The 26,135-nt window shown below is 37.6% G+C and carries 25 protein-coding genes; 8 read left to right on the forward strand and 17 right to left on the reverse strand.

Annotated elements, in window-relative coordinates:
* Window positions 1–53: 53 nt before the first annotated feature.
* From ftsX to ftsY, 3 genes are all read right to left on the reverse strand, one after another.
* Window positions 54–1,028, reverse strand: coding sequence for a permease-like cell division protein FtsX (gene ftsX, locus FCS21_RS07765; protein ID WP_138622104.1), 975 nt, complete (start codon window positions 1,026–1,028; stop codon window positions 54–56).
* On the reverse strand, window positions 1,012–1,719 hold the full coding sequence (ftsE, locus tag FCS21_RS07770; protein WP_138622106.1) for a cell division ATP-binding protein FtsE: 708 nt from the start codon (window positions 1,717–1,719) through the stop codon (window positions 1,012–1,014). Before ftsE ends, ftsX begins: the two co-directional genes overlap by 17 nt.
* A 61-nt stretch (window positions 1,720–1,780) precedes the next feature.
* A complete protein-coding gene (ftsY, locus tag FCS21_RS07775) occupies window positions 1,781–3,286 on the reverse strand; it encodes a signal recognition particle-docking protein FtsY (protein WP_246047101.1) in 1,506 nt (501 codons plus the stop codon).
* Between the two features lie 143 nt (window positions 3,287–3,429).
* On the opposite strand from ftsY, the gene rsmD reads away from it, so the two are divergent.
* A complete protein-coding gene (gene rsmD, locus FCS21_RS07780) occupies window positions 3,430–4,068 on the forward strand; it encodes a 16S rRNA (guanine(966)-N(2))-methyltransferase RsmD (RefSeq protein ID WP_138622108.1) in 639 nt (212 codons plus the stop codon).
* Between the two features lie 102 nt (window positions 4,069–4,170).
* Window positions 4,171–4,716, forward strand: a complete 546-nt coding sequence (locus tag FCS21_RS07785; RefSeq protein WP_138622110.1) for a methylated-DNA--[protein]-cysteine S-methyltransferase — start codon at window positions 4,171–4,173, stop codon at window positions 4,714–4,716.
* 88 nt (window positions 4,717–4,804) lie between these two features.
* Here the strand turns inward: FCS21_RS07785 and FCS21_RS07790 are convergent, their stop codons facing one another.
* The 3 genes from FCS21_RS07790 to FCS21_RS07800 all read right to left on the reverse strand — a co-directional run bounded on the left by FCS21_RS07790 (window position 4,805) and on the right by FCS21_RS07800 (window position 8,192).
* A complete protein-coding gene (locus tag FCS21_RS07790; RefSeq protein WP_138622112.1) occupies window positions 4,805–6,382 on the reverse strand; it encodes a serine hydrolase in 1,578 nt (525 codons plus the stop codon).
* 113 nt (window positions 6,383–6,495) lie between these two features.
* Window positions 6,496–7,143, reverse strand: coding sequence for a YjaG family protein (locus FCS21_RS07795; protein ID WP_138622114.1), 648 nt, complete (start codon window positions 7,141–7,143; stop codon window positions 6,496–6,498).
* 269 nt (window positions 7,144–7,412) lie between these two features.
* Window positions 7,413–8,192 (reverse strand): SapC family protein, encoded by a 780-nt coding sequence (locus FCS21_RS07800; protein ID WP_138622116.1) that lies wholly within the window; start codon window positions 8,190–8,192, stop codon window positions 7,413–7,415.
* A gap of 225 nt (window positions 8,193–8,417) precedes the next feature.
* On the opposite strand from FCS21_RS07800, the gene FCS21_RS07805 reads away from it, so the two are divergent.
* The 3 genes from FCS21_RS07805 (at window position 8,418) to FCS21_RS07815 (ending at window position 10,689) form a co-directional block, all read left to right on the forward strand.
* Complete coding sequence (locus FCS21_RS07805) at window positions 8,418–8,663, forward strand: hypothetical protein (protein WP_246047103.1); 246 nt, start codon at window positions 8,418–8,420, stop codon at window positions 8,661–8,663.
* 112 nt (window positions 8,664–8,775) lie between these two features.
* Window positions 8,776–10,032, forward strand: coding sequence for a leucine-rich repeat-containing protein kinase family protein (locus FCS21_RS07810; RefSeq protein ID WP_138622120.1), 1,257 nt, complete (start codon window positions 8,776–8,778; stop codon window positions 10,030–10,032).
* Between the two features lie 39 nt (window positions 10,033–10,071).
* A complete protein-coding gene (locus FCS21_RS07815; protein ID WP_138622123.1) occupies window positions 10,072–10,689 on the forward strand; it encodes a cold shock and DUF1294 domain-containing protein in 618 nt (205 codons plus the stop codon).
* 95 nt (window positions 10,690–10,784) lie between these two features.
* Here FCS21_RS07815 and FCS21_RS07820 read toward each other — a convergent pair whose 3' ends face one another.
* The 4 genes from FCS21_RS07820 to FCS21_RS07835 form a co-directional block, all read right to left on the reverse strand.
* A complete protein-coding gene (locus FCS21_RS07820; RefSeq protein ID WP_138622125.1) occupies window positions 10,785–11,537 on the reverse strand; it encodes a substrate-binding periplasmic protein in 753 nt (250 codons plus the stop codon).
* Entirely contained in the window at window positions 11,534–11,971 is a 438-nt protein-coding gene (locus FCS21_RS07825; protein WP_138622127.1) for a nucleoside deaminase, read from the reverse strand. The genes FCS21_RS07820 and FCS21_RS07825 overlap by 4 nt, the downstream gene beginning before the upstream one ends.
* A gap of 293 nt (window positions 11,972–12,264) precedes the next feature.
* Complete coding sequence (locus FCS21_RS07830; RefSeq protein ID WP_138622129.1) at window positions 12,265–12,636, reverse strand: VOC family protein; 372 nt, start codon at window positions 12,634–12,636, stop codon at window positions 12,265–12,267.
* 194 nt (window positions 12,637–12,830) lie between these two features.
* Window positions 12,831–13,805 carry a cytochrome-c peroxidase gene (locus FCS21_RS07835; protein WP_138622131.1) on the reverse strand — a complete coding sequence of 325 codons (975 nt, stop codon included), beginning with the start codon at window positions 13,803–13,805 and terminating at the stop codon, window positions 12,831–12,833.
* Between the two features lie 285 nt (window positions 13,806–14,090).
* Between FCS21_RS07835 and FCS21_RS07840 the strand changes: the two genes are divergently transcribed.
* Together FCS21_RS07840 and FCS21_RS07845 are read left to right on the forward strand one after the other, a co-directional pair.
* Complete coding sequence (locus tag FCS21_RS07840) at window positions 14,091–15,362, forward strand: mechanosensitive ion channel family protein (protein WP_138622133.1); 1,272 nt, start codon at window positions 14,091–14,093, stop codon at window positions 15,360–15,362.
* 183 nt (window positions 15,363–15,545) lie between these two features.
* A complete protein-coding gene (locus tag FCS21_RS07845) occupies window positions 15,546–15,854 on the forward strand; it encodes a DUF1330 domain-containing protein (RefSeq protein ID WP_138622135.1) in 309 nt (102 codons plus the stop codon).
* Between the two features lie 119 nt (window positions 15,855–15,973).
* Here the strand turns inward: FCS21_RS07845 and qatD are convergent, their stop codons facing one another.
* From qatD to FCS21_RS07880, 7 genes are all read right to left on the reverse strand, one after another.
* Window positions 15,974–16,732, reverse strand: coding sequence for a Qat anti-phage system TatD family nuclease QatD (qatD, locus tag FCS21_RS07850; protein ID WP_138622137.1), 759 nt, complete (start codon window positions 16,730–16,732; stop codon window positions 15,974–15,976).
* A 1-nt stretch (window position 16,733) separates the two neighbouring features.
* On the reverse strand, window positions 16,734–18,152 hold the full coding sequence (qatC, locus tag FCS21_RS07855; protein ID WP_138622139.1) for a Qat anti-phage system QueC-like protein QatC: 1,419 nt from the start codon (window positions 18,150–18,152) through the stop codon (window positions 16,734–16,736).
* On the reverse strand, window positions 18,152–18,997 hold the full coding sequence (gene qatB / locus FCS21_RS07860) for a Qat anti-phage system associated protein QatB (protein ID WP_138622141.1): 846 nt from the start codon (window positions 18,995–18,997) through the stop codon (window positions 18,152–18,154). The genes qatC and qatB overlap by 1 nt, the downstream gene beginning before the upstream one ends.
* Before the next feature lies 1 nt (window position 18,998).
* Window positions 18,999–20,897 carry a Qat anti-phage system ATPase QatA gene (gene qatA / locus FCS21_RS07865; protein WP_138622143.1) on the reverse strand — a complete coding sequence of 633 codons (1,899 nt, stop codon included), beginning with the start codon at window positions 20,895–20,897 and terminating at the stop codon, window positions 18,999–19,001.
* Between the two features lie 686 nt (window positions 20,898–21,583).
* Entirely contained in the window at window positions 21,584–22,780 is a 1,197-nt protein-coding gene (locus tag FCS21_RS07870) for a BaiN/RdsA family NAD(P)/FAD-dependent oxidoreductase (protein ID WP_138622145.1), read from the reverse strand.
* A gap of 203 nt (window positions 22,781–22,983) precedes the next feature.
* Complete coding sequence (gene ftnA / locus FCS21_RS07875; protein WP_138622147.1) at window positions 22,984–23,505, reverse strand: non-heme ferritin; 522 nt, start codon at window positions 23,503–23,505, stop codon at window positions 22,984–22,986.
* Window positions 23,506–23,728: 223 nt separating this feature from the next.
* Window positions 23,729–24,202 (reverse strand): peroxiredoxin, encoded by a 474-nt coding sequence (locus FCS21_RS07880; protein ID WP_138622149.1) that lies wholly within the window; start codon window positions 24,200–24,202, stop codon window positions 23,729–23,731.
* A gap of 246 nt (window positions 24,203–24,448) precedes the next feature.
* Here FCS21_RS07880 and FCS21_RS07885 point away from each other — a divergent pair, with 246 nt between their 5' ends.
* Entirely contained in the window at window positions 24,449–26,119 is a 1,671-nt protein-coding gene (locus FCS21_RS07885) for a Na/Pi cotransporter family protein (protein ID WP_138622151.1), read from the forward strand.
* Window positions 26,120–26,135 lie beyond the last annotated feature (16 nt).

The raw sequence follows: 26,135 nt of genomic DNA on the forward strand, positions 1-26,135 counted from the left end.
TTGTAAGTATCTAAAATAATTAACAATAAATAGAGGCAAATAAGGGCTATTTATCAATCAGCATTAGGCTCTATCGCTTTGATATGTTGCCTTACTGAAATATAACTGCCCGTTAAAGCAAGCACAATGGCAAAGCTAATTAACATCAAGGCTTCACGGATTGATAAGCCCTCCAACTGAAAATTACTTTGGTAAAGCTCAGTTAAATCACTAATAGCATAACCCAAGTACCAAGCTAGCAGTGTTACAGCAATACAAGAGAGTATGCCGCCAAAAATACCGTACCAAATACCAGAATACAAAAAAGGTCGCTGAATAAAGCTATCTGTTGCGCCTACCAGCTTCATAATGGCAATAGCATCTTTTTCATTTAAAATAGCTAAGCGAATGGTATTACCAACAATTAACACCACAGATAAACATAATAATAAAGCAACACCAAGTACAATATCTTCAATTAAACGCGCCATGGCTTCTAATCGTGTTAACCATTCTAGGTCGAGCTTACCTTGCTCAACTTCACGCTCTTTACTTAGCTTTGCTAATAAGGCGTTCGCCGCCTCTGCTTGGCTCGCTCTTTGTGTTGGGGTCACAAGTAAGGTTGCTGGCAATGGGTTTTCATCTAAATATTCAAGCGACTGGCCAAAACCTGATAAGACTTTAAATTCTTTTAATGCTTGCTTAGCAGAAATATAACGAACGTCAGCCACCTCATTATAAAGACTAACGCGCTGCACTAAATTTTGAGCGCTTTTTTCACTGGTTGAAAGTTTTAAAAATAAGGTGATTTGTGAAGCACTGTCCCATTGTTCACTGACCTGTTGTGCATTTTTAACAAAAAGGTGTAATGTTGCCGGTAATGCCAAGCTGATACCTAAAACAAAAATGGTCATTACCGTCGTAAAAGGTGTGCGCCATAAGTTACCTAAGCTACCCACGGCTTGTTGTACATGCCGAATAGGTAAGGTTAGCAACCGAGCCAAAAAACTTGAACGTGATTTTAAACCACTACTATGAATGTTGCTCATGCCTTGTCCCCTGTGCCTGTAAACCATCAACAATACCATCGTTGATCATAGTGCCCTCTTTAAGGGTCAAGGTGCGGTATTTCATCCGTGCAATTAAACCAAGATCATGAGTAGCAATAAGTACGGTAACACCAGCGGCATTAAACTCTTCAAATAAGCTAATAATATCTAATGATAATTTAGGGTCTAAATTACCGGTAGGCTCATCGGCAAGCAGAATCGGTGGTTTATTCACAATAGCGCGAGCGATACCAACGCGCTGTTGCTCACCACCTGACAACATATGTGGGTAGCACTTGGACTTACTCGTTAAGTGTACTTTGTCTAAAGCCGTTGCCACCCGCTTTTTAATTTCACTGTGACTAACCCCTTCAATAATTAATGGTAAAGCAACATTATCAAAAACAGTACGGTCTTTAAGTAAGTTGTGACTTTGAAATATCATACCAATACCCCGGCGTACGTAGGGTATTTGCTTGTATTTAATATCAGCAAGTTCGGTATGATTCACTTGAATGCTACCTGAACTAGGTTTTTCCATTAAAGAAATTAACTTTAACAAGGTACTTTTACCTGCACCTGAATGACCGGTTAAAAATGCCATTTCACCGCTTTCTAAGTTAAAACTGACTTGTTTTAAGGCCAGAAAGCCACCTGGATAGGTTTTATTTACCTTATTAAAATTAATCATATTATCTTTATATATTACACGAGTAAGAAGGTTAATTTAACACGCAACAGTAGTGATACCTCTATGACTTACTAAAAAGTGCATCAATAAAATCATCTCCATTAAAAGGTCTTAAATCATCAATACCTTCGCCAACGCCTAAATAACGAATAGGAATACTGTATTTATCAGCAACCGCAAAAATAACACCACCTTTAGCCGTACCATCAAGCTTAGTAATAGTTAAGCCTGTTAGACCAACAGCTTCGTTAAATAATTTAGTTTGGCTTAATGCATTTTGCCCAGTGCCCGCATCAAGCGTTAACATCACCTCATGAGGGGCGTTAACATCGAGTTTTTTCATTACTCGAACAACTTTTTTTAACTCTTCCATTAAGTGAGCTTTATTTTGTAAACGCCCTGCTGTATCAGCAATAATAACATCCACTTTACGCGCTTTTGCCGCATTAATCGCATCAAAAATAACCGACGCACTATCAGCGCCAGTATGCTGAGCAATAACCGGAATGTCATTACGTTCACCCCATACTTGTAATTGCTCAACCGCCGCTGCTCTAAAAGTGTCGCCCGCGGCAAGCATTACCGATTTACCGTCTGCTTGAAATTGCTTAGCAAGCTTACCAATGGTGGTGGTTTTACCCACACCATTAACACCCACCATAAGGATAACAAAAGGCCCGTCGCTTTGAGGAATAACTAACGGCTGACTCACTTCTTTAATAACTTTTTTCAACTCTATTTTAAGTAAATCATACAAGGCAGACGCATCTTTTAACTGTTTTCGACTCGCACTTTGCGTCAAGGAGTCGATTATTTTCATGGTGGTTTCAACACCAACATCAGCTAGCAGCAAATGTGTTTCTAGTTCTTCAAACAAATCATCATTGATTTGTTTGCCACGAAACAAATCAACTAAGCCATCACCTAAGTTTTGCCTAGTTTTACTTAAACCTTGTTTTAAACGCGCAAAAAAACCAAGCTTAGTTTCTTTAACTTCAACTGGCTGTTCTGTTTTTGGTTCTGGTTCTGGTTCTGGTTCTGGTTCTGCAGTAGTATCAACTTGCTCAGCAGCCTCCATTTCAGCTAATAGTTTTGCTTCAGGTAGTACGTCGTTAGCGACATCGTTTGTCAGATTCGTATCAATAACCTTAATAGCTTCGTCGACGCTTTGTTCTTGAGTAATTTTTTCATCGATATTTTTTGTATCAATAATCACCTCAGCATTAACCGTTGGTGCTTCTCGCACTGCGGTTACTTCTGTCTCTGGCTCTACTACAGCTGGGGTAACTGAAACTTCAACTGCTTCTGCAACTGGCTTTTCAGTAACCTGTTCTGTCGTATTTTCAGGTACTTGTTCGGTTTCTTTTGCCGTTACAGGTTCAACAACACCACCATCAGTTGACTCAATGGCTTTATTATCAATAGGCTCAACGGCATCAGTTGTGATCGCTTGCTCATGCTCATGCTCAGTCGTAGACTGAACCTCATCGTTATTTTCTTCAGTGCTTGGTTTTTTTGATTTTTTGCCAAAACCTAACCAAGACAACATACCTTTTTTCTTCGACACGTTTAGCTACCTAAATATTGCAGTATGGATATGTTTGCTGTAACACCAAGAGGATGAATAATACGACAATCTACTTGGTATAAAGACCAAACAAGGATAAAATTGCCGTCATATTAACACCTAATAGCAACATTGTCAGTGATATGAAGCAAGCAAAGAAACAACTCAGTAAAAAAATTCTTCCTAGAAGTGGCCAAGGTACGCCTGCCGGTAAAATCCGTATTATTGCGGGTAAATATAAAGGAAGAAAATTACCGGTATTAATGGCTGAAGGGTTACGTCCTACAACGGATAGAGTTAAAGAAACCGTTTTTAACTGGTTGATGCCTTATATTGGTCAAGCTAACTGTTTAGACTGTTTTGCTGGCTCAGGCAGTTTAGGCTTTGAAGCGTTGTCACGTGGCGCTGGCCATGTCACTTTAGTTGAATTAAATAGAGCTGCTGCCAAGCAATTGTTGGCGAATAAAGACTTGCTCAATGTTAACAACCTAGCAGTAATTAATAGTGATGCTCTGACTTTTTTAAAAGAAGGCTGTCTAACGCCAACACTACCCCAAAATGCTCAGCAACCATTTGATTTAGTTTTTCTCGATCCGCCTTTTAGAAAGCAATTAGTAGAACAAGCCGCGCAGCTATTAAATAACGTTGGCTTAGCCGATCAAGCACTTATTTATGTCGAAATGGAAGCACAAAGCACACAAGTAATACCGAGCAACTGGCAACTAATCAAAGAGAAGTTAGCAGGGCAAGTTGTTTATCGCCTTTATCAGTATCAATCGTAGTACTATTTTTTCTGCTAACGTTGATTATAAGGTTGCCATGTTTTTTGAGCATTTGAGCACCCCACTTTACCTCGCTATAGATTAGCCTCTGGAGCAAGTACCATGTTTATTGATTACCTCGATACGCCCTTAGGTTTATTTGAATTTATGGCAACTGAGCAAGGGATCTACCAAGCTATTTTCTGTGGCGATAGGGTAAATGATAAACAGAGTAAACAAAAAACTAACCACATTACCGCGCTGTGTAAACAGCAATTAACCGAGTACTTTGCTGGTCAACGCCAAGTTTTTACTGTGCCGCTAGTGCCAAAAGGTACGCCATTTCAGCAAGCTGTTTGGGCGTGTTTAACACAAATTCCTTTTGGCGCGATAAAGTCTTATGGTGATATCGCTAAGCAGTTAGATAAACCCAAAGCTTCACAAGCCGTGGGTGGCGCAAATGGTAGAAACCCAATTACGCTCATTGTGCCTTGTCATCGTGTTATTGGCGCTAATGGCTCATTAACTGGCTATGCTGGCGGTATTGAACGTAAATTATGGTTATTAAATCATGAAGGGATCGAGCTAAAAAAAACCGATGATAATAGTCATTTAGATATTAATAATGTCATTGGTAAGCGCCAAGCAAAAACACAATTTTTAAATTAGTTGTTCTACTTTTGCCTACCGCATCACTAAAAGTAAAACTAAGAACAAAAAAGGAATGCCTTTCAACATTCCTTTTTTAGCGCTAGCGTTATTTTTTCGGTACTAGCCTTAGGTCATGAAAATCAAAACTAAAGTCAGTTGCTCGTGATACGGCTTTCATGGTGGCGTAACTAATACCCCCCTCTTCATTAAGATTAAAATTAACAAAGGCATCCGCTTCAAGTGTTCGGTCTTGCCAGCGAACAATAAAAGTATTGTGCTGGTAATGCTCTAACGTGCCTACTAGCTCTGGCGTATTGCCAAACTGCATATGCAGCTGATTATTTTTAAAACTAATAGTAATTTCACCATACCAGTTATCAACATAAGTCTGGGCATAATCTCGCAATATTAATGAGTGCGCTGAATTTTTATTCACTGATTGAGCGGCTTTCGCTAAGCGTTTTTGCTCTTTAGCTATGCTTTGCTGTTGTTTTTGATGGTAATGAGCGGTCCAATCTTTGTCAGGTAAATCTAAGTACTCGTTTAATATTTGTTGGTATATCGCATTAAAAGCATAGCCCGATTGCTGATTAGTGAGAATAACCATGGCTAAATCTTCTTCTGGTACTAATACTACTTTTGATACCATACCCAAGATACCACCGCTGTGATGAATTAACTTCACACCATGATAATCTTTCATAAACCAACCTAAACCATACGCTGAAAAATGGGTTTTATCTTGCTCCGTCGCGCTATCAGAAACAGACAACAGGGTTTGCGCTCGCCACATTTTATCGCTTTGCTCAGCTGAAAATAGACGAGGTGACTGTGCACTTAATTTAGCGCCATATGCGCCTTTATTTAGCTGTGCTTGCAACCAAAGACTCATATCATTAACACTTGAGGCAACCGCGCCTGCTGATGAAAACTTCTCTAAAAAGTTGCCACCAACCACATTTAATTTACCGTTAAGAGGGACATGTGCTCTGGCTACATTAGTATTGTTTTTTTCAATTAAGGAGAACGTTGCTCGGGTGTTATTCATGCCAAGAGGTGTAAATATACGCGCTTGAATAACCTCATTCCAAGTCTGGCCAGTAACGCGAGCAATCACTTCGCCAGCAATAATATACATTAAATTATCGTAAGCAAACTCACTACGAAAACTTGAGACTTGTGGTAAATATTTTAACCCTTTAATGATATCGGCTGTCGTTAAGGTGGTATGCGGCCAAATCATCAAATCGCCAGCACCTAGACCTAAACCAGAGTTATGCGCCAGTAAATCGGTAATAGTAAACTCGCGAGTAACATAGGCGCTAGGCATTTGAAATTCAGGAATAATATCAATGACTTTAGTTTGCCAAGTTAACTTTCCTTCATCCACTAGGTTAGCTAATAAAGCAGCGGTCATCGCTTTAGTATTTGACGCAATACCAAATAAAGTATCCGCCGTAACTTTTGCGGGCTTACCTTGTTCAATAACGCCAAAACCCTTACTCATTACTAGCTCATTATCTTTGATAATGGCAACCGCAACTCCCGGCACTTGAAACGTATTCATGGCTTGAGTAATGGTGCGCTCTATTCGGCTATTTTTATCAGCAACACTGTTTGCTTGTACTGAAAAAGTTAAGGTAAATAAAATAACGGCGAGCAAGGCACTACTGAATAACTGCATATGCATTTCCTAAATTAAGAGATATTTTTCTTTATACGCTTATTTTTGAGTTTGGTTTGAGGTTATTTAAGCAAGCACTAACAACCTATAGGCTCAAAATAACAAAGTCGTTATTATATGATTTCTATACCTAAACTAGATAAACCTTCCGATAAGCTCATTTTCTTTGCTAATTCACAACTGCGTTTATCTTCGGCGGCAAATTTTAGAAAATCGAACAACTCATGTTGAGTATCACTTTCCCACTGCACTAAAGGATGGGCATTTATTTGCGTTTGGGTAATCGCTAGTTCTGCGGCATTAACGTCTTGATTGTCTGTATCAGCTTCATCAAGTAACAACAACTCAACATAGTAGCTAACGCTATTATATGAAAGGCGACTAATGCTACTAATATCGTCAACTTCGACTACTGATGTTTTATTTTTCTTCTGCGGTTTACTTTGCATAAGCTGCCATAACGCAGTTAATGCCATACAAGCATCAAGTGCAGGAAATACACCGAAAGAATCGAAGGCTTCAGGATCAGGCGTTTGTGGCTCTAATTTAATTAATTGTGCATCAATATTAATTTTGACCGTGTTGCGATTAGCTAGCCATTGCCAAATGATATCAAGTTGATTGCGCAATACTTTAGCGTCGCCAAAATCAACCGCTTCACTAAACATTTGATAATTAGGTAGCATGCGTTCAAGTAAAGCAGCCGAAAAAGCAATTTGCTGCCAATGACTTAACTTGGCAAAAGGAAGGTGTATAGCCACGTAGGTATATACTCAGTAGAAATAATTAACTCGATTATACCCAAGCCTACTCAAAATTAGAATAAACTTAGTTTTATAATATTTATCTTGTTTTTGCTGCCATTGAACAATGGGTAATGGGTAATAAAGGCTCTACTCATTAATATCTATGATATCGCGACAACAACACGATAATGTGACCAATAAAGCACTCACTTAAAAACAAAAAAGGAGCCAAAGCTCCTCTTATTATTTTACCCGTAACGCTTAGACTTTGTCAGACTAAAAAATTAGCTTTCTGCCGTTGCTGTTTCCGCATCGGCTTTCACTAATGGCGCAATTTGAATACCTGCAATATCATTTTTACCGGTAAGGTTACGTAATTGTACTAAACGGTTAACTTGGCCTAAAGAACCTAACATGGCATAAATGGGTACAAACAAGCCGCGTTTATGGAAATCGATTACTTTGTCTTCTGCTAGTGCTTTGACTTTATCTTCATTGATAGTAAAAACACCCGTGAGTTTTTTCTTCTCACCACTCGTTAAATTAACATTCAGCTCAAGCTCTTGTAGTAAATCATTTTCTTCTAATTCTTTAATGAAGCTCTCGGTCATTTTTTCATTTTCATATAAACGACCTAAAGAGTTTTGTACATTAATCAATAATTCTGATTCTTTACCTTCAGCTTCAAATAACGCTAACTCTTTATCTTCACCAACTAAGTTGCTCTCAACATCAACACAAGCCGTTAAAGTGTTTTCTTTATCTGGATCTAAACCTAAGGCGAACGGTGCCATGCCAACACTTTGTGGTAATGACAAACCGGTCCATTTACTATCGTTATAAAATAAGTTTTCACCCGCTTCTAAACCTAACATAACAACACTACGGTAACGTGGTGATTCAGGGTTTTTCACCAATACCACTGGAAAGCTGGCTGATGCTTGTGCATATTCAGCAGCAGTAACAGGAACAATGTGCTGCTCAGCAACATGTGCAAGGTCACGCTTACTAGCAAGTTTAAGGTTATGATGTTTGTCTGCTTTAATTGCTACAAAATTAGCCATGATTTATCATCTCTTGTTAATGCCTCTATCAGAGCACATTTTATAATATTGTTATTGGATTGTTATAACTAAGATAAATTATAACGCTATTATAAGTAATGGAGACACTTAATGAGCTTTCAATGCTAAACTCAATATTATTTCATTAACAGGCTAAAAGTAGTGATGTTAGTTAAAATTGTATGTTTTTTGCTGTTTTTATTACTAACAACCAGCGTATCAGCTATGCCTAGGATAGACGTAAAGCATCAACGCAATATTAATGGCTTTGCAGAAATACAAGTCAGTAATGCCACTACGGAAAATTTAATTTGTCATGTAGCGATTGACGGCTATAAAATATTATTTCGTTTACAAGGCATGGGCTATTCAAAATGGTATACCGCCACAGACAAGCGTTTTAATCATACTAACTTTAGTGTGTGGTGTGATTATTTAAAGTTACATCCTAAATATCAGCCCAAAAATTAAGCGACATAGTGTTCTCACGCCCCTCTGACTTAACATTAACTTAGCCCTGATTTAACCCTAGTTTTCTAGTACACTAACGCCGTTTTTAACCATTATAAACGGACGTTTTATTGTGCAAACCCTTTCTCAACTTCGCTCTGGTGAGCTTGCCGGCATCAGCCAGCTTAAATTATCTGAAAACCTCAGCACATTTCCCTTAGAAATTTTAACCCTCGCTGACACTTTAGAGGTGCTTGATTTATCCCATAATGCACTATCGTCGTTACCTGATGAGTTGGCGCAACTGAGTAAATTAAAAATAATTTTTGCCTCGCAAAATAACTTTACGCATTTACCAGAAGTATTAGGAAAACTGCCTAAGTTAGAAATGGTTGGCTTTAAATCTAATCAAATAACACAAGTAGCCCAAGAGTCGCTACCTGCACAATTACGTTGGTTAATATTAACGGATAATTTAATTGAAACCTTGCCTAATAGTTTAGGAGAGCGACCACGATTGCAAAAACTAGCCTTGGCGGGTAATCAGTTAACACAGTTACCAACAACATTAGCACAAGCCCATAATCTTGAATTGGTGCGTATCTCAGCTAATCAACTAAGCCAATGTCCTGAACAATTATTAAACTTGCCCAAATTGGCGTGGTTTGCTTTTGCGGGTAACCCGTTTAGCCAGGTGAAGTGTACTAACGACAATAACAGCGATACCAGCTCAGTACCGCAACTTCCATCAACAAGTTACACCTTAAAGGAAGTACTCGGTCAAGGCGCGTCAGGGGTTATTTCAAAAGCACATTGGAATACACCACAAACACAATTTCCCGAGGCTATCGCGGTTAAAGTTTTTAAGGGTGAAGTCACCAGTGATGGTTACCCACAAGATGAGTTACAGGCGTGCTTACAAGTAGGGTATCACCCTAATTTAGTGCAATCATTAGCACAGGTTAATGAAGAAGGTTATCTAGCATTGATCATGAGTCTTATTCCTGAGCCTTATCAAAATCTTGGCTTACCACCTTGCTTTAACAGCTGCACCCGAGATACCTTTGCGCAAGATTTCAGCTTACCCATAACCTTGATCAGTAATATAGTAAAACAAATGCAAGACGTCTTTACCCACTTACATAGCAAGCAAGTATGTCACGGTGATTTATACGCTCATAACACCTTATTTGATAAACAAGGCAATATCATTTTTGGTGATTTTGGTGCTGCGACACGCTATCAAATGCTAACAGCGGCGCAACAACACAAAATACAGCAAATAGAGCAGCGCGCCTTAAAGCATTTTATTGAAGATTTACTCAGTATTTGCGCCAAGGAAGACAAAGAGAGTGCTGCGTTTTACACCTTACAAAACCTTATTGAATAAGGTCATCATTGTCATAGCAATTAACACAAGGAAGTTCACATGAGATTGACAGGAAAAATAATTAACTGGCATGCCGACAAAGCGTTTGGGTTTATTACCCCTAATGGGGGGGGTGATAAAATCTTCATTCATAAAAATGCGCTAACCAACCGAAATCGCTCACCCAAAATCAATGACATAGTGAGTTTTTCAGTGGTAAAAGATAATCAAGGGAGATATTGTGCAGATCAGGCAACATTTGCCGGCGAAAAAGTCCGTAATAAACATAAAAAACAGGTAACACCACCAATAGCTAAGCTCTCAATATATTTACCGGTGTTGTTTTTTGTCGTACTCACCGTTAGCTATTTTTTGCATTACTTACCTCAAAAAATAGTATTTATTTACTTAGGCTTGAGTATTATTACGTTTTTTGCCTACGCATTTGATAAGTCTAAAGCACAACGAGGTCAATGGCGCACACAAGAAAGTACCTTACACTTACTAGCATTACTGGGTGGCTGGCCTGGTGCAGCGATAGCACAACAATTGCTTCGCCATAAGTCTAAAAAAACAGAGTTCCGTGTTGTTTTTTGGTTCACTGTTGTTGTGAATACCGCGGTATTAGGCTGGTTGATGTCAGCTCAACGGGAGCTTTTGTTAAGTTTATTGACATAAAACGTTAAGGAAAAAAATGTGCAGCCTAACATAGGCTCGATGCACCTTGTTAACTTGATTTGTTAGCGAGTGATCATAAAGTCTATCATCAAGATTTAACGCTTATGTTCAAGACCATATTCTTGCCACAAAGACTTTAACGTGCCCTTTCGTTCCATCTGTTTAAGCAACGTATTAATATATTCAATCGAGGGAGTCGTATGCTTACGCACTAAAATAGTGTGTTGATAAATTTGGTCAATTTTATCAGAAATAAGTAACTGCGTTTTCGCATGAGGAGCGCGCTCAAAGTAATACTTTACATACTCCTTTGATAAAATAGCAATATCACCGCGGTTATTAAGTATCAACTGAAGACTTTGTTGCTGACTGTTGGTATAAACAAAATTAATGTGCTTGGTTAGAAAGTCTGGCTCGCTATGAAAGCTAGCGAATAGATAGTTATAGCCAAAAACACCAATTAAGGTTTTATTGGTAAAACTAGAGAAATACTCTTGCCCTCTTCCTGGTTCTGCTTTACTTACATAAACCTCGGCACCGGTAATAAAAACTTGTGAAGCGATCACCGGAAAGTCCTGCCAGCCCCATTTGATACTTTCAAACATCAGCATATCAAATTTATTATTTTCAAAGTCCTTATACCGACGCCTAGCGGTAGTAGGTACGGCAACAAACTCATACTTATTTTGAAACGTGTTCATGGCCGTTATCATTTTTTCAGTAATACCAATCGCTTTATTAGCCATGAAAACATAAGGTGGAAAATCATAAATACCCACCTTCACTACCTCGCCAGCTAAGGTGTTGGTAGATAACAAAAAACCGGCAAGTAAGCCATATAGCCTCATTGACCTATATCCTCATTCCATAAAGTCGGCTTTGCCATAATAAAATTATTCATCATTTTTTTGCAGACATCCGAGTTGATCATTTCAATTTCAACCCCTTTAGATTTTAACAGCGCCTCTTCACCCATAAAGCTCTGGTTTTCACCAATAACTACCTTAGGAATGCCATACAGCAATATTGCCCCGGTACACATAGCACAGGGTGACAAGGTAGTATAAATTACGCTTTGTCGATAAACACTGGCAGGTTGACGACCAGCATTTTCCAACGCATCCATTTCGCCATGCAAGGTAGGGCTGCCTGTTTGCACTCTCCTGTTGTGACCACGGCCAATAATTTTTCCCTTATGCACTAATACCGAGCCAATAGGTATGCCACCTTCGGCTAAGCCTCTTTTGGCTTCATCAATTGCTGCTTGCATAAATTCATCCATCAACCAACCCCATAAATATTTTTCTGTATGAAGCCTAACAGTATATAAACAAAAAACACAAAACACATGTTTACTTTATGAACACAACAAGTACAAAAAAAACTCAAGCAACACGGCAGTATTAACGCTACAGTATTGTTATTGAAATGGCTCAACATACCTCTATTTAAGGTTAGTGCGCATTGAGAAGTTCCCAGAGGGAAAGTGCTTAATAAAAGGTAAAGGCTTAGCTGCGGCGTTAATGATGGTGAGATATTCGAGCATAGCGATAGGCTATGCTCGAATGAAAGGTGTTAACCGAAGTGATTAAAAGCGATTTTATTACCATCAAAATCACGGAAATATGCGCCATAAAAAACATCTGGAATGCGTTGTCCTGGTTCGCCATCGCATGTTGCACCCAAGGCTATTGCCTTATGATACATTTCCTCACACTGCTCTTTTGAACCTGGAGCAATAGCCAACATATTACCGTTACCACAGTGAGGGGCTTCTTCGTTAAAGGGAATACAAAGGGCAAGCATAGGTTCTTTCATGCTTTTACCAATAAATAGAATACGATCCATTTTTATTAATGTTTTAGCACCCATGGGGGCTAGTAGTTCATTATAAAAGGTTTCTGATTTTTCTAAATCGGTTACACCGATAGTTGCATAACTAAGCATATTCATTCCTTTTTTATCATGATAGTGACGTTAGAGACATAGCTGACTACAACAGGTTAGATAAATCATGTCAATAATCATCTGTAGCTGAAATACAGTAAATATAAACCAGTTACTCAGTCATCACTTTTATAAGGCTTAATCATCTATTACTAAGCCTTATAAGGTATTAATTTACCCGATCGCAATATTATTTATAACGAGCGGTCGTGATTGGTAGACGTTAAAAAAGCAACAATATCAGCAGTCGTTTGCGCATCTAAATCACGCCCTAATTGTAATGATGACATAAGCTGTACCGCTTCAGTTAATGTCTTAACACTACCATCGTGGTAATAAGGCGCTGTTCTCGCCACATCCCTTAACATTGGTACTTTAAAAAACATTTTGTCACCCGGGTTTTTAGTAACATCAAAACGGCCTTGATCAGCTTGGTTTGTATAAGGTTTTACTAAACCCAGTTTTTGATAGAAAGTACCACCTAACGTTGGGCCACTATGACAAGCCGTACAACCGGCATTAATAAATGCTTTCAGGCCATTTTTTTCTTGCTCATTAAGCGCGGTTTTGTCACCTAACATGTACTGATCAAAGCGATCTTTACTAATAAGTGTGCGTTCAAAAGCGGCAATAGCATGCGCTAAATTATCGTAAGTAATAGCATTATTAGCATCAAAAGCTTGTTCAAAAGCTTGTTGGTATTCAGTAATGGCTGAAATTTTATCAACTACCGCTTGCTCTGACGGCATTGCCATTTCTGCTGGGTTTAATATAGGGCCTTTTGCTTGATCTTTAAGATCAACTGCACGACCATCCCAAAATTGCGCCAATTGAAAACCTGCATTCCATACCGTAGGGGCATTTCGGCCACCAAATTTACCCGCAACAGCACCAGGAGAGAATTGCGTATTATCAACGCCAGGCCCTGCATCAACAACATTGTGACAGCTGTTACAAGACTGACTATCGTTTACCGATAATCGTTTATCCATATAAAGCTTTTTACCTAAGGCGATCATAGCTGGGCTATCATTTTCAGCCCCTGGCATCATAGTAGGTAAAGTACCAAAAATGGCTTTGGCTTGATCTTGTAATGGTTCAGCGTGAGCAAAAAGCGGAGCAAGCAATAAACTAAACGTTATTGCGGTAATTTTTAAAGCATTAAACATAACTTTTCCTAGGACAGATAAATGCTGGCTATAGTATCAATTTTCTTTTATCTGTAAAGGGTAAATAGAGTTAATATTCTATTAAATAAATGAAAGTTAATCTTGTATCAATTCCATTAAATTACAGTATCATACCATTGGGACTCATTTATTATGTGAAGTAGTTCACATTACATAAAACACCATTAATAAGATAAATAAGGCCGTTAACAATGCCCAAAAGTGCCGTTTGCACACAACATAAAGCATCACAACGTTAATACACCGAGTAAGGAACAATGAGTTATGACAGAAGTAAGAACACAGCTAAGAGAATTTTTACTTGGATGGTTTGGTGAATACCTGCCTGGCAGTGTTTTTTTATGGTATGACGCACTTTTTTTATGCTGGATAGTGATTTTTTCTATTGCCTTACACCTAGGGTTAAGAATTTTAACCAAGCATTTAATTAAAGACCGGTTAATTGGTAAACGCGATCTTACCGATAATGATGTCATCGTCAGTTTAGTACTGAAACTAGCGAAGAACCTGTCATTTGCACTACAAGGCGCAGTGGTTATTATTCAGGCTAACTTGTGGTTAGCACAAGGCGTAACATTTTTATACTTGATTAAAGTTATTACCGACCAATGGATAATTCTATTTTTATTACTGTCTTTATTTACCTTACTAGACATATTTCAAGCCCTGTCAGACAAACGATCTAAGCCAGCACATTTTCCGTTAAGGGGTTTACTACAAACCGTTAAGCTGATTGCCAGTGTACTTACCGGTATTTTGGCGGTGTCACTGCTAATGGATAAATCACCGCTTATTTTATTAAGTGGTTTAGGGGCCTTATCCGCAGTACTCCTATTAGTGTTCAAAGACCCTATTTTAGGGCTTGTCGCTGGTATACAGTTATCAGCAAATAATATGCTTGCCGTGGGTGACTGGCTTGAAATGCCTAAGTATGGCGCTGATGGTGACGTTATTGATATTGCCTTAACCACGGTAAAAGTAAAAAATTGGGATAAAACTATTACCACCATCCCTACTTATGCCCTTATTTCTGACTCCTTTAAAAACTGGCGAGGCATGTCTGAGTCTGGCGGTCGCAGAATTAAACGTAGTATTCATATAGAAATGAGCAGTGTTTGCTTTTTAACTGAACAAGAAATTGAAGAGCTAGAAAAAGTCCACTTATTAAGTGATTACTTAGCAGCAAAACGCTCGGTAGTCGCACAAGAAAATAAAACCAAAAAAGCCGATATGTCAGTGATGATCAACACACGACGCCTAACCAATGTGGGTACATTTAGGCACTACCTTGTCGCATTTTTAAAGCAGCACCCTAAAATTCATCAACAAATGACCTTAATTGTTAGGCAATTAGAACCTAACAACAATGGTTTACCTATAGAGCTGTACGCCTTTTCTAATACGACAAACTGGGCGGAGTATGAAGACATTCAATCTGACATTTTTGACCATATCATCGCAATACTGCCAGCATTTAACCTGAGGCTACATGAGTCTCCTACGGGCAATGATATTCGCCTATTAGTAAAGCAATAAAGTAAAGTATTAATGCTTTGACTAGCCTTTACGCCAACTATTATGACAGTATAAGCCACTAGCTTACTGTGGATTTTTTAGTGTAAAGGCTATTATTTTGTTAAATATTGTTGAGTATTGTTAGGCTGTTTTTAATACAGTGAGTTTTATAAATTTGGTTTATTAGGTGAAGGTGGAGTATTTATGACTTTTGAAAGAATTATGGCATTAGAAGTAGTTGATGATGACTTATATCAGCAATATCGTGACAATATGCTACCCATTTTACACACTTTTGGTGGTAGCTTTGGTTACGACTTTATCGTCAGTAAGGTGTTAAAAGCTAAAACAACAAAACCGATAAACCGCTTGTTTACCATCGACTTTCCTAGTAAAGACACCATGGAAAAGTTCTTCGCTGACCCAGCTTACCTTACCGTTAAAGATAAATACTTTAAAGCGTCTGTGAACGCTGTCACCATGATTTCGATGCATGAAAAAGCAGAAACTTAAGAAGAAAAAAAGACAATTAAGCTACAAAAAAATGGCCAAAATTAGTTGACCACTACACATCGACTTATCAAGTTGATGTGTAAGATCAGGTCTGAGCTACTACAATCTATGATACCTTCTTAAACAAAACTTAACAGTTTAGATGCATTATTTAAAATTACTCTTCTAGTATCATATTCTGATATTTTGAGTAAATAAGATGAACTGGTGATAGTACTTGTTAAAGATTCATAAATTGCTGAAATTGAAGATGTATTTGTTGTAAACGGAAAGTCTGTCTCCGTCAGCAACCGATCTTTAGGTAAATAACTTATTAATTCTTTACCTTTATTGGATTTAAGCATTTTGTGATTAAAAGAAAAATATGCACCTAAATCTAAAAGGTGCTTTGCCTGAGTCATGGAGCCAGTAAACCAATGCATAACTGGTGTACATGTTGCTTGAGAGCTAAAATCTCTTAACTTTCCGATAACTTTAGATTCTGCTTTTAGGCTATGAATAGATAAGATTTTACCTGGACGTGATTTACAAAAACCAAGAATTGTTTCAAATATCTCTTCTTGTTCATTAATACTATCTTTGAAATTTTTTGAATTATCTAAACCTACTTCCCCTATGACGCTAGTTTGATCAATATATTTCTCAAATACTCCAAAGTCTGCTTTGTGAGACTTCACTAATTGAGGGTGAAAGCCTAATGCAGCGACTATATTTGATGATTCTTGTGCCTTTTGTCTATTTACAGGCCAAGCTAAAGGAGTTGTAGTAACCGCAACAACTCCTATGCTCTGTTCTATTTCATTAAAAGCGCTTGTAAATTCCGGACACAAATCTAAGTGGCAATGAAAATCAATTAACTTAATGTTTTTATCATTCATACTATCTTGCCAATTCAATTTTTACATTTTTTACTAATTCATAAACTTCTTTTAAACCACGCTCATACATTCCTGAAATATCTTTCCATTCAGACTCTAACCCAGTTAAAGAACCTGATTTATGTATTTCAATTTGAGGTTTGATTTTTCCTTCAGAAAGTCTGAATCCAGCATATTTTACGGACATTATATCACGCGATTCGGCATAACCTTTGCCTTCTTTGCCAGCTTTAATCTTAGCTTGAGAAAAGTCATTTATTGCAACATAGGAGGTCTCATCTTTTATTGATGCTCTATTAAAAGCGGCTTTTCTAATTAAACATGGATAGCAATAGCCACAATTTCCTTTTCCTCCTATACCACCTAACCGCTTAGCTTTTAGCCCACCTTGATCAAATCTCATTTTAGTCGGAGATGCACAAGATAATGTTTTTCCCGCAACTTTTTTAAGAACGGACTCTTCTTGGCACTTTAAAACCATCTCACCCTTTGTCATATGCCTATATGGATTATTAAGTACTACTTGAAAATGGAAATTCTTAAAAACCTCATTCATGCTCCTCAAAAAATGAGGGTGAACAGTTCTTGTGCTATGAGCGCCAATCCTTAGAGGGTCAAGGGGAATGTTTAATGCTATAAAGCCATTTTCAGGTACTATTAGTTCAACTTTTTTGTCATTAGAGGCTGCTATATAGTTTGCCATTGCTAAAAATAGAAATGATCTTGAACGCTGACTATTTTCAGTATTCTCCTCTTGATCATTAATTGCTACACTATTGATGTCGAATGTTATATTCCCTTTAGCAAAGCCAATAAAGTTTGACTGATAGCTCTCTAATAGTGTTTTCTCAACATCTTTTTGGTAATTTTGTGTTCCATCACTAGAATAATGGCCAACAAAGATTGTTTTCTTTTCTTCTTCTAACAAATCAATAGCGCCTATAAGGCTATCTAAGCCTCCAGAAAGCAAAGAGACAAAATCAAAGTCTACTTTTGATTCTGTTGGTGCCACTATTTTCAATAAGTTATCATCGGGTCGCTGGCGAAATTTAATATTCCATTTGTCTCCAGTTAAGAATCCTAAGATTCTTTGTAATTCATTTTTTTGCTTCACCCAAACAGTTGTTTGATTAACTGGCATTGTAATGTCAAATTCACGTGTCCAACCATCTTCCGAATTTCCATATCGGCTCACACGAGTATCTGCCGCATAAATAAGACTTGCCAAATTTAAAAATTCAGCAGCGATCAAGTTTGGCTTATTCATAAAAACAGCTGTTCTTTTTACAAAAGCACCTATTCCATTGGGTGTTTTAATGTGCTCACTGGGTAATTTGACATAAATATTTATATTATTATCTGAAGATAACAAGCTTTTTTCTTTTTCATTACAAACGCCAAAAACAGAACATCTTTTCATTATTCATCCTCCACTGATGCTAATATTTCAAATACATCCGTATATATATTTTCCATACATTCAATAAGCTTTTGATCAGTTAAATCAAAACCATTTGCATTTATGTCATTAACGGCATCATATGCTCTCCCTTCTATGTACCCAGAAAGCTCACTGATAGTTTCGCTTAATTTTTCAGGTGTTGCTTTGTGTGCTACTAAGTTATTGCATATATCGTTAATTATTCTGTAGCTCACGCTTTTCCCAACAAAGCACCCCAAACTAGCTTGAATTTGTTCGGAAGTCGTGTTTTCCAGGTCCGTTATCCCCAGAGTTGTCAGCATTTCTGAAATTGTATCAGTGTAAGCATTTCGAATTACACTGTCAGGTAAGTCTCCTGAAGTTTCACCACATATTTGATCTGAAACTCTGAGTAATAATTCATCGGCAGTTTCATCTCCTCTTAACTGAATGGAGTATTCTTGTGCTACAACATCTAAACCATTATGAGATACGCCGTTTAAGAATGAAGCCAAGTTTCCTGCGGCAACAGGAGCGTTTCCCATCCTTTTAAGGGCGGCTTTTGAACCTCCAGAGCCTTTTACATAATTACTGACTCCTTTTTTCATCGAGTTACTGTTACCTGTTCTTAGGTATTCATTTATCTTGGCTCTGGGATATCTAAATCTTTGCCCTTGTTGCGGCTGTATAGGTGATTTAGGGTTCTCTTGGGTAACATCATCTTGTTGGTTGCCACTTTCACCAGCATTTCCATTTTGAGGTAATGATTCTCCTTCACTATCCAACCATGATGGGATAAGGGGGTTTTTAGAGTTCGGTCCTATATTAGTAGTGGAGGTACCCATTTTAATTCCTTTTATTTGATTTTAGAGCTGTCTTAGAAGCGGATGCTAAAAGTGATTTTCCTTCCAATTTACTCCACTTGGTTAGTAGAGCAACTCGCATTGTTTCTGCTTCATCCGTCAAATCAATGCCCCCTGCACCTGTAGTAACCCAAGGGCCTATTTTATTTGTCGGTAAATTTTCAATAGTCTTTAATAGGGGGAGTTGTAATTCTCTGAAATGTTTACAAAGTTCCCAAGCACCAAAATAGCCTTCTGCATCAGAGGTATTACAGGTGGTTGTTATCTTGGTAATTAATATATCCATCAACGACTTAGATTCATCATTATTTAGCTTTTTAACTAATGAAGTGGCTGAAGTCACTTTGAGTTTATCTCCAAGCAATAGTGGTAAGCATCTAGCGACATTTTCATTTCGACCACTACTAGTAATAAACCTAACTCTTTCTCTTGTTAAATATAAATAAGGAGTTAAATCACACTTGCTTAACGCCGGTTCCATCGAAACCCACTCTTTAAGCCATTTATCTTTTTCTAAATCAAAAAGATTAGCAGTGGTATCTTGAGTACTTGTATCTGAAGTAGGCGGCTGATCAACCATCTCTTCCATTCGATTTAAAGCTTCGGAAATTCCATCATTATTTCTAAAACAATCATCTCTCAATAAATTATATGCAGATTCATTAAATTGCTCTAAGAGCATGATTTTTATAAGTGTAGATTCGTTGATTGCATCAGCATAACCGGCACCTTCAGCTACTAGCATTCGTGTAATGAAAGCATTCAAAAAGCGCTTAATTTGACGAGGATTACCTTTCGTACCTATAGTTAGAACAGTTGAAAGAGTAGAAACCATTAACAGTTTTTCTTTTTCTGTCTCGATTAAGTCTCTACCAATAGCCTCTTGAATATCAGATGTTTCTAACAAACTCCCTTTCCAAGGAGTTCTTAAAATTTCCTTAGCTTTATCGTGGACGCACTTAAATTCATCAGATTCTGCTCCAAAAAGACTTTGAGCTATTAATAGCTGCAAATATGTTCCTGTCTCTTTCTCACTTAATGCCGGAATTCTGAAGGGAACTTGAATCAATTTCTCTAAATAATTTCTTGTATATGCCCTCCCTCCAATCTCTTCATTCAATTTGGGAAAATGGCGACGAACTGAATACTCAATCATTGTCTCATCAGCAGCTATAACAAAGGCTGTATTGGGCATGAAAAGAAATAACTTCATAGCTTCTAGGGTTGATATGGCTGTTTCAGGAAGACAACGATCTAAATCGTCTACTAATATAACTAATCGCTCTATCTTTGCTGCCTCTATTAATTTTTTATACTCTTTTCTGAATTCAGTGATTTCCTTAACTACTCTTTCTTTTTTAGGCTCGTTAATGCATTTAGAAAGTTCTTTAACTTTAGCTTTAGCATCTTCAGCACTAATCTCTGTTATAGAACTTGTCAGTTTTTCAAAACCAGCTTTTAAATCGTGCAGTGTTTCAGGGGTTGGCATTCCAGTAAATGCGGTTGCTCCCCAATTCGTTACAGTCTTTGCAGTTTTCAACCAATCTATTCTTTTATAAAATTTTTCAGCTTTCTGTTTAAACCCCCTTATGCCGGATCGCTGTTTAATTAACTCAGATATTATCTGTTGCATTAAAGCTGATTGAGCATCTTCTAATCCTTGGAATAACCAACCATTAAAACGGATACATGCCGTTGACTCATCATGTGCGTATTGTTTTTCTAACATTGAAAGAATACTAGATTTTCCAGCTCCCCAATCTCCATGAACGCCAACAGAAATGGGAAGTTTTTTTGAATCTTCTAATAATTTAGTAATTGCAGAACTTATAGACTGGTAATTTAATAAATCTAAATCAGTTTCATTATCGGGCCAAAGCATTCATATTTCCTTATATAAGAGAGCGTTCTAAATATGCCTTAATTTACAGTATACTCTTACGATTTAGATCAATATATATGTTTTATATGGTTTTTTTAAATGGAGAACATTGGAAGTCTTTACCTTTTTGTCAACTTAGTTGTGTTAAGTAACAAATATACGGGTATGAAGGGATTAAGCTTCCATGCAATATTCATTGGCTGACGTACATTGTAATTAATGAAATCTACAGGGCTATAACTCACCTTCTCATCTTTCTTCTGTTAACTCTATTGTGGTTATTGAATGATGGTTTACGATGGTATTTTGGCTGAATTATTGACGGAGTGTGCCTTTGCAGAGCATGTTGGCATATCTATTATTTTGATGATTTCAAGTTCCTGCTGAGTAACGGGGATAAGCAATTTGACTATACTTTGCTATTACTATTGTTATTGTTATTGTTATTGTTATTGTTATTGTTATTAGACTGCATATTAAATGGGGTCAGGTACACTTTATTACTTATCGAGCTACTCATAATAAGTCAACGTCCGTGATTTACTGAAACCCCCTCACAGACGACTAGAAAGTCCTAGCTAATATTCTTCTGAGTATGGTTAAGAATATACAAAAGCTAAGGTCAGCTCCCTCTATAGCTTTAAATTTCCTGATGAATTGTCTCAATTTTAAATAGCAGAATACAATCAAACCGCTTGCCCACAGGCATAACCACTTGCCCAGCAAAATTGAAAATTGTAACCGCCGAGCCAACCGGTAACGTCAATTACTTCACCAATAAAAAACAACCCTGGCTGCTTTTTACTTTCAAAGGTTTTTGATGATAATTCGTCAGTATTAACGCCACCCAAAGTGACTTCAGCCGTTCTGTATCCTTCGGTTCCATTAGGCTTGATCTGCCATGTATGTAAGTAGTCACTTAGTGCAGAAATTTCGGGGTGATTCAGTTGTTTTATTGGTTTGTCGGCGATAACGCCATCTTTTACTAACACATCAACAAACCGCTTAGGTAATAAGGTAGAAAGTAAGTTTTTTACTGATTTTTGTCCTTGCTCATGTTGCCACTGAACTAAGGTTTCATTAAGGTTTATTTCTGGTAATAGGTTAATCGTTACCGCCTGCCCGGCACGCCAAAAAGACGATATTTGCAATATCGCGGGGCCTGACAAGCCTCGGTGGGTAAATAAAATATTTTCTTTAAAACGGGTGCCATCTTCGCTGGTGACTTCGGTAGGTAAGCTAATGCCAGATAAGCCATCAAAGCGTTGTTTATCATGCTCGTGTAAGGTAAAAGGCACAAGTGCCGCAAGAGTTTCCAGTACGTTTAAACCAAATTGTTCTGCAATTTTATAACCAATAGGTGTTGCACCTAGTTTTGGCATGGTTAAGCCACCTGAGGCAACCACTAATGATTTACATTGGTAGCTTTTATCGCTGGTTGTCACAATATAGCCTTGCTCATGGTCACTATTTGTTGGTTTAACTGACAGTACTTCAGTACGTAAGTTGATTTGTACTCCAGCCCACTCACATTCGGTCATCAATATATCAACTAAATCTTGGGCACTGTCATCACAAAATAATTGTCCAAGGGTTTTATGATGGTATTTAAGGCCATGGCGATCAACTAAATCAATAAAATCTTGTGAGCTATAACGACTTAACGCTGATTTAACGAAATGGGGGTTTTGGCACAGGTAGTTTTCAGGCGTGGCGTTCTCATTGGTAAAGTTTGAACGGCCACCACCACTGATTAATATTTTGCGAGCAGGCTTTTTGCCCATATCAACCACGACAACTCTTTTACCGCGATAGCCTGCTTGTGCCGCGCACATTAAACCTGCTGCGCCGGCACCTATTATTAATACGTCTGTTGTGATCACGCCAATACCTTAACTATAAATTGCTAATAAGAAAACTTATCAGAAGCGTCCTACGAAGAGAACATTGAAAATTTTGCAGGTATTATACTGCTTATGGTAATAGCGCGCACAAAAAAAGGGCTATAAAGCCCTTTTCGTTAATTATTTTATTATTACTTGGTAGCACTGTGTTTAGTTACCTAGCCAAATAATAACCTTTATGATTATGCTTCAGTCATTATGCTAGTGTTACCAGCTTTGGCTAATTCAGCTAAATCTTTATCAACAAAGAATAATGCATGACCGTCATTACCGACTAAATTAATTTTATCTAAAATACCTTTAAATAACGTTTCTTCTTCGTGTTGCTCAGCAACATACCATTGTAAGAAGTTAAAGGTTGAGTAGTCTTGATTAGTAAAAGCTTCATGAGCGAGTGAGTTAATACGTTCAGTGATTAAGCACTCATGCTCATAAGTAAGTTCAAATAACTGACCTAATGAGGAGAATTCATGTGGTGGTGCATCAATAGCACCAATAATAGGTAAAGCACCCGTTTCACTAACGTAGGTAAATAAACGATTCATGTGCTGAATTTCTTCATTGGCGTGCTTACGTAAAAATTGAGCCGCACCAGCAAAACCTTTTTCTTCACACCAAGCACTCATTTGTAAGTATAAGTTTGAAGAGTAAAACTCTAAATTGAGTTGTTGATTTAACTTTGTGATCATTTCAGCTTTTAACATCATTTTACCTTAAATATTTTAATTACGATGATCTTGCCTTTTTATCCGTATTGATTCAAGTAATAAATCGTATCAAGTTCACTTTTATAAATAAAAAAACCTTATTAACCAATTGGTTAATAAGGTGCATTATTCTTATTCGTGTTCTTATGTTGATTACTTTTAGTATCAATAAATGGTTAAATACTTATTAAGGTATCAATAATATAATCGTCAAAGTCGCTTACAGTTGCTCAAGAATCACTTCTGCTTTACTTACCTCAAACGATTTAGCTTGCTCTACATTTAGGCTGGTTACTTTACCGTTATCAATAATCATTGCGTAACGCTGTGAACGCACACCACCAAAGGCTGCGGTATCCATGGTTAGACCTAAGGATTCAGTATAACTACCGTCACCATCGGCCAACATCATAATATTTTCTGCGTTTTGTGACTCGCCCCAAGCATTCATCACAAAAGCATCGTTAACAGATAAACAGATAATGGCATCAACACCTTTAGCTTTTAATTCATCCGCTGAAACCACATAACCGGGTAAATGTGCTGCCGAACAGGTTGGCGTAAACGCGCCAGGTACAGCAAATAACACCACCTTTTTATTGGCAAACAGCTCTTGTGTATTGTGAGTGATTAATTCACCATTTGTTAATTGTTGTAGCTCGCCTACAGGCATAGTTTCATTTAGTGCAATCATAATATTTCCGTTACTTTGTGGTTAATAGGATAAGGTAGCTTTATTGTTTATCTTAGAATATTGTAAAGCACAATGCACAAAAATGTCGTGATAATATCTTTACATTAGTGTCGTTAATTAAGCGACCTATTTTATCCAGTAGCAATGATCAGATAATTAATGAGATTAGTATTACGTCATTCATCACGTAATTGAGCCACTAAAATGAGTTCAAGATAAAATTAACCGTAATAAAAGGAAGGTGTCATGGGCGATATTATTGCTTCGCTAGGGTCATTATTAGGTGGTCTGGGCTTATTTTTATTAGCAATAAAAATGATGACTGATGGTTTACAGCGCTCGGCTGGGAGTTCGTTAAGAAAGGTATTATCAAACAGTACTGACACTCCTTTTAAAGGTATTGTTTCTGGCTTTACCATGACCGCCTTAGTGCAATCGTCAAGTGCGGTTACCGTAGCATCCATTGGCTTTGTTAATGCGGGTTTACTTACCATGCGTCAAACCTTGGGAATTATTTATGGTGCAAATATTGGTACCACAATTACCGGTTGGTTGGTTGCCTTTATTGGTTTTAAATTAGATGTTCAAGCCTTTGCTTTACCTTTAATTGGTATAGGCATGGCATTACAGTTAATAAAAAACGCTAGAAGATTAGCGGCCTTTGGTATCGCTCTGGTTGGTTTTGGTTTGTTTTTTCTCGGTATTGATGTATTAAAAGACACCTTTGAAGGTTTAGTCACTACCTTCGATATAACACAAATCAGTGTTAATGGCGTAGAAGCCATTGTTATTTTTCTGTTTGTTGGTATCGCTATGACGGTATTAACGCAATCATCTAGTGCCGCTATTGCCTTAACCATTACCGCAGCAGCCAGCTCTCTTATAGATATTAATACCGCAGCAGCCATGGTCATTGGTGCAAATGTTGGCACCACATCGACGGCGCTTTTAGCCTCAATTGGTGCGACGGCTAATGCGAAAAGAGTCGCACTGGCTCAAGTGTTATTTAATTTAGGCACCGCCATAGTCGCTTTATTACTAATGCCTTTGATGCTTATCATTATTGACGCGCTGAGTAATCACTTAGCCATGGCCGCTGATCCTGCCATTACTTTAGCTTTGTTCCATACTATTTTTAATGTTCTGGGTGTTATGTTGATATTTCCACTCAATAAAGTAATGGCCACTTTTCTGGAAAAACGCTTTATTTCTCGAGATCAAGCGTCCTCACTACCAAAATTTCTTGATAAAACGCTAGTAGCTACACCGGTATTAGCGGTTAATGCTGTCGTCATGGAACTAGACAGTATTGAGCAACGTGTAAGAATATTAGTAAAACAGTTAATACAATTGCAATACCCAGTGTCAAATGATGAGGCGAAACAAGTAAAGCCATTGTTATTATTGGTCTCGCAGTTTATTGGCTCATTGGAGCGTAATGAAACCTCAGCAGAAACCACTAATCAGCTAGCGACTCTTTTACGTATTAATCAGTACCTATTTAGCGGTATTAAATGTGCCATTGTTTTTGATGAAAAACATATGCAATCGTTAATACTTGCTAATGAAACAGTTCATAGTGAATTTGCTCTTTTTCAACAAGACCTTTTACAAACCTTAGCGGCAGAAACTAACTATGACCGCGCAGAGGCTCAAGTATTTGTGCAGAGAAGACATGACATAATGAAAGTCATGATATTAAAAGAAGCTGCTGAAGGACGTTTGAATTTTGAAGTGATGTTAGTAAACCTTGATGCCTTGGCGGATTTATTAGAAATGACACTGCTGTTATTAAAGGCGCGTAAGTATTTACAACAACTTATTATTGATACTCACTTATCAAACCCTGAAATAAATACAGCCGACAGTGAGCCTATTGATAGCGATGAGGTTAACAATACGCCCGCGTTGTTATAAGTTTAAAAGCATAAGC

Source organism: Colwellia ponticola, from assembly GCF_005885605.1.
In the GTDB taxonomy this organism is placed as follows: domain Bacteria; phylum Pseudomonadota; class Gammaproteobacteria; order Enterobacterales; family Alteromonadaceae; genus Colwellia; species Colwellia ponticola.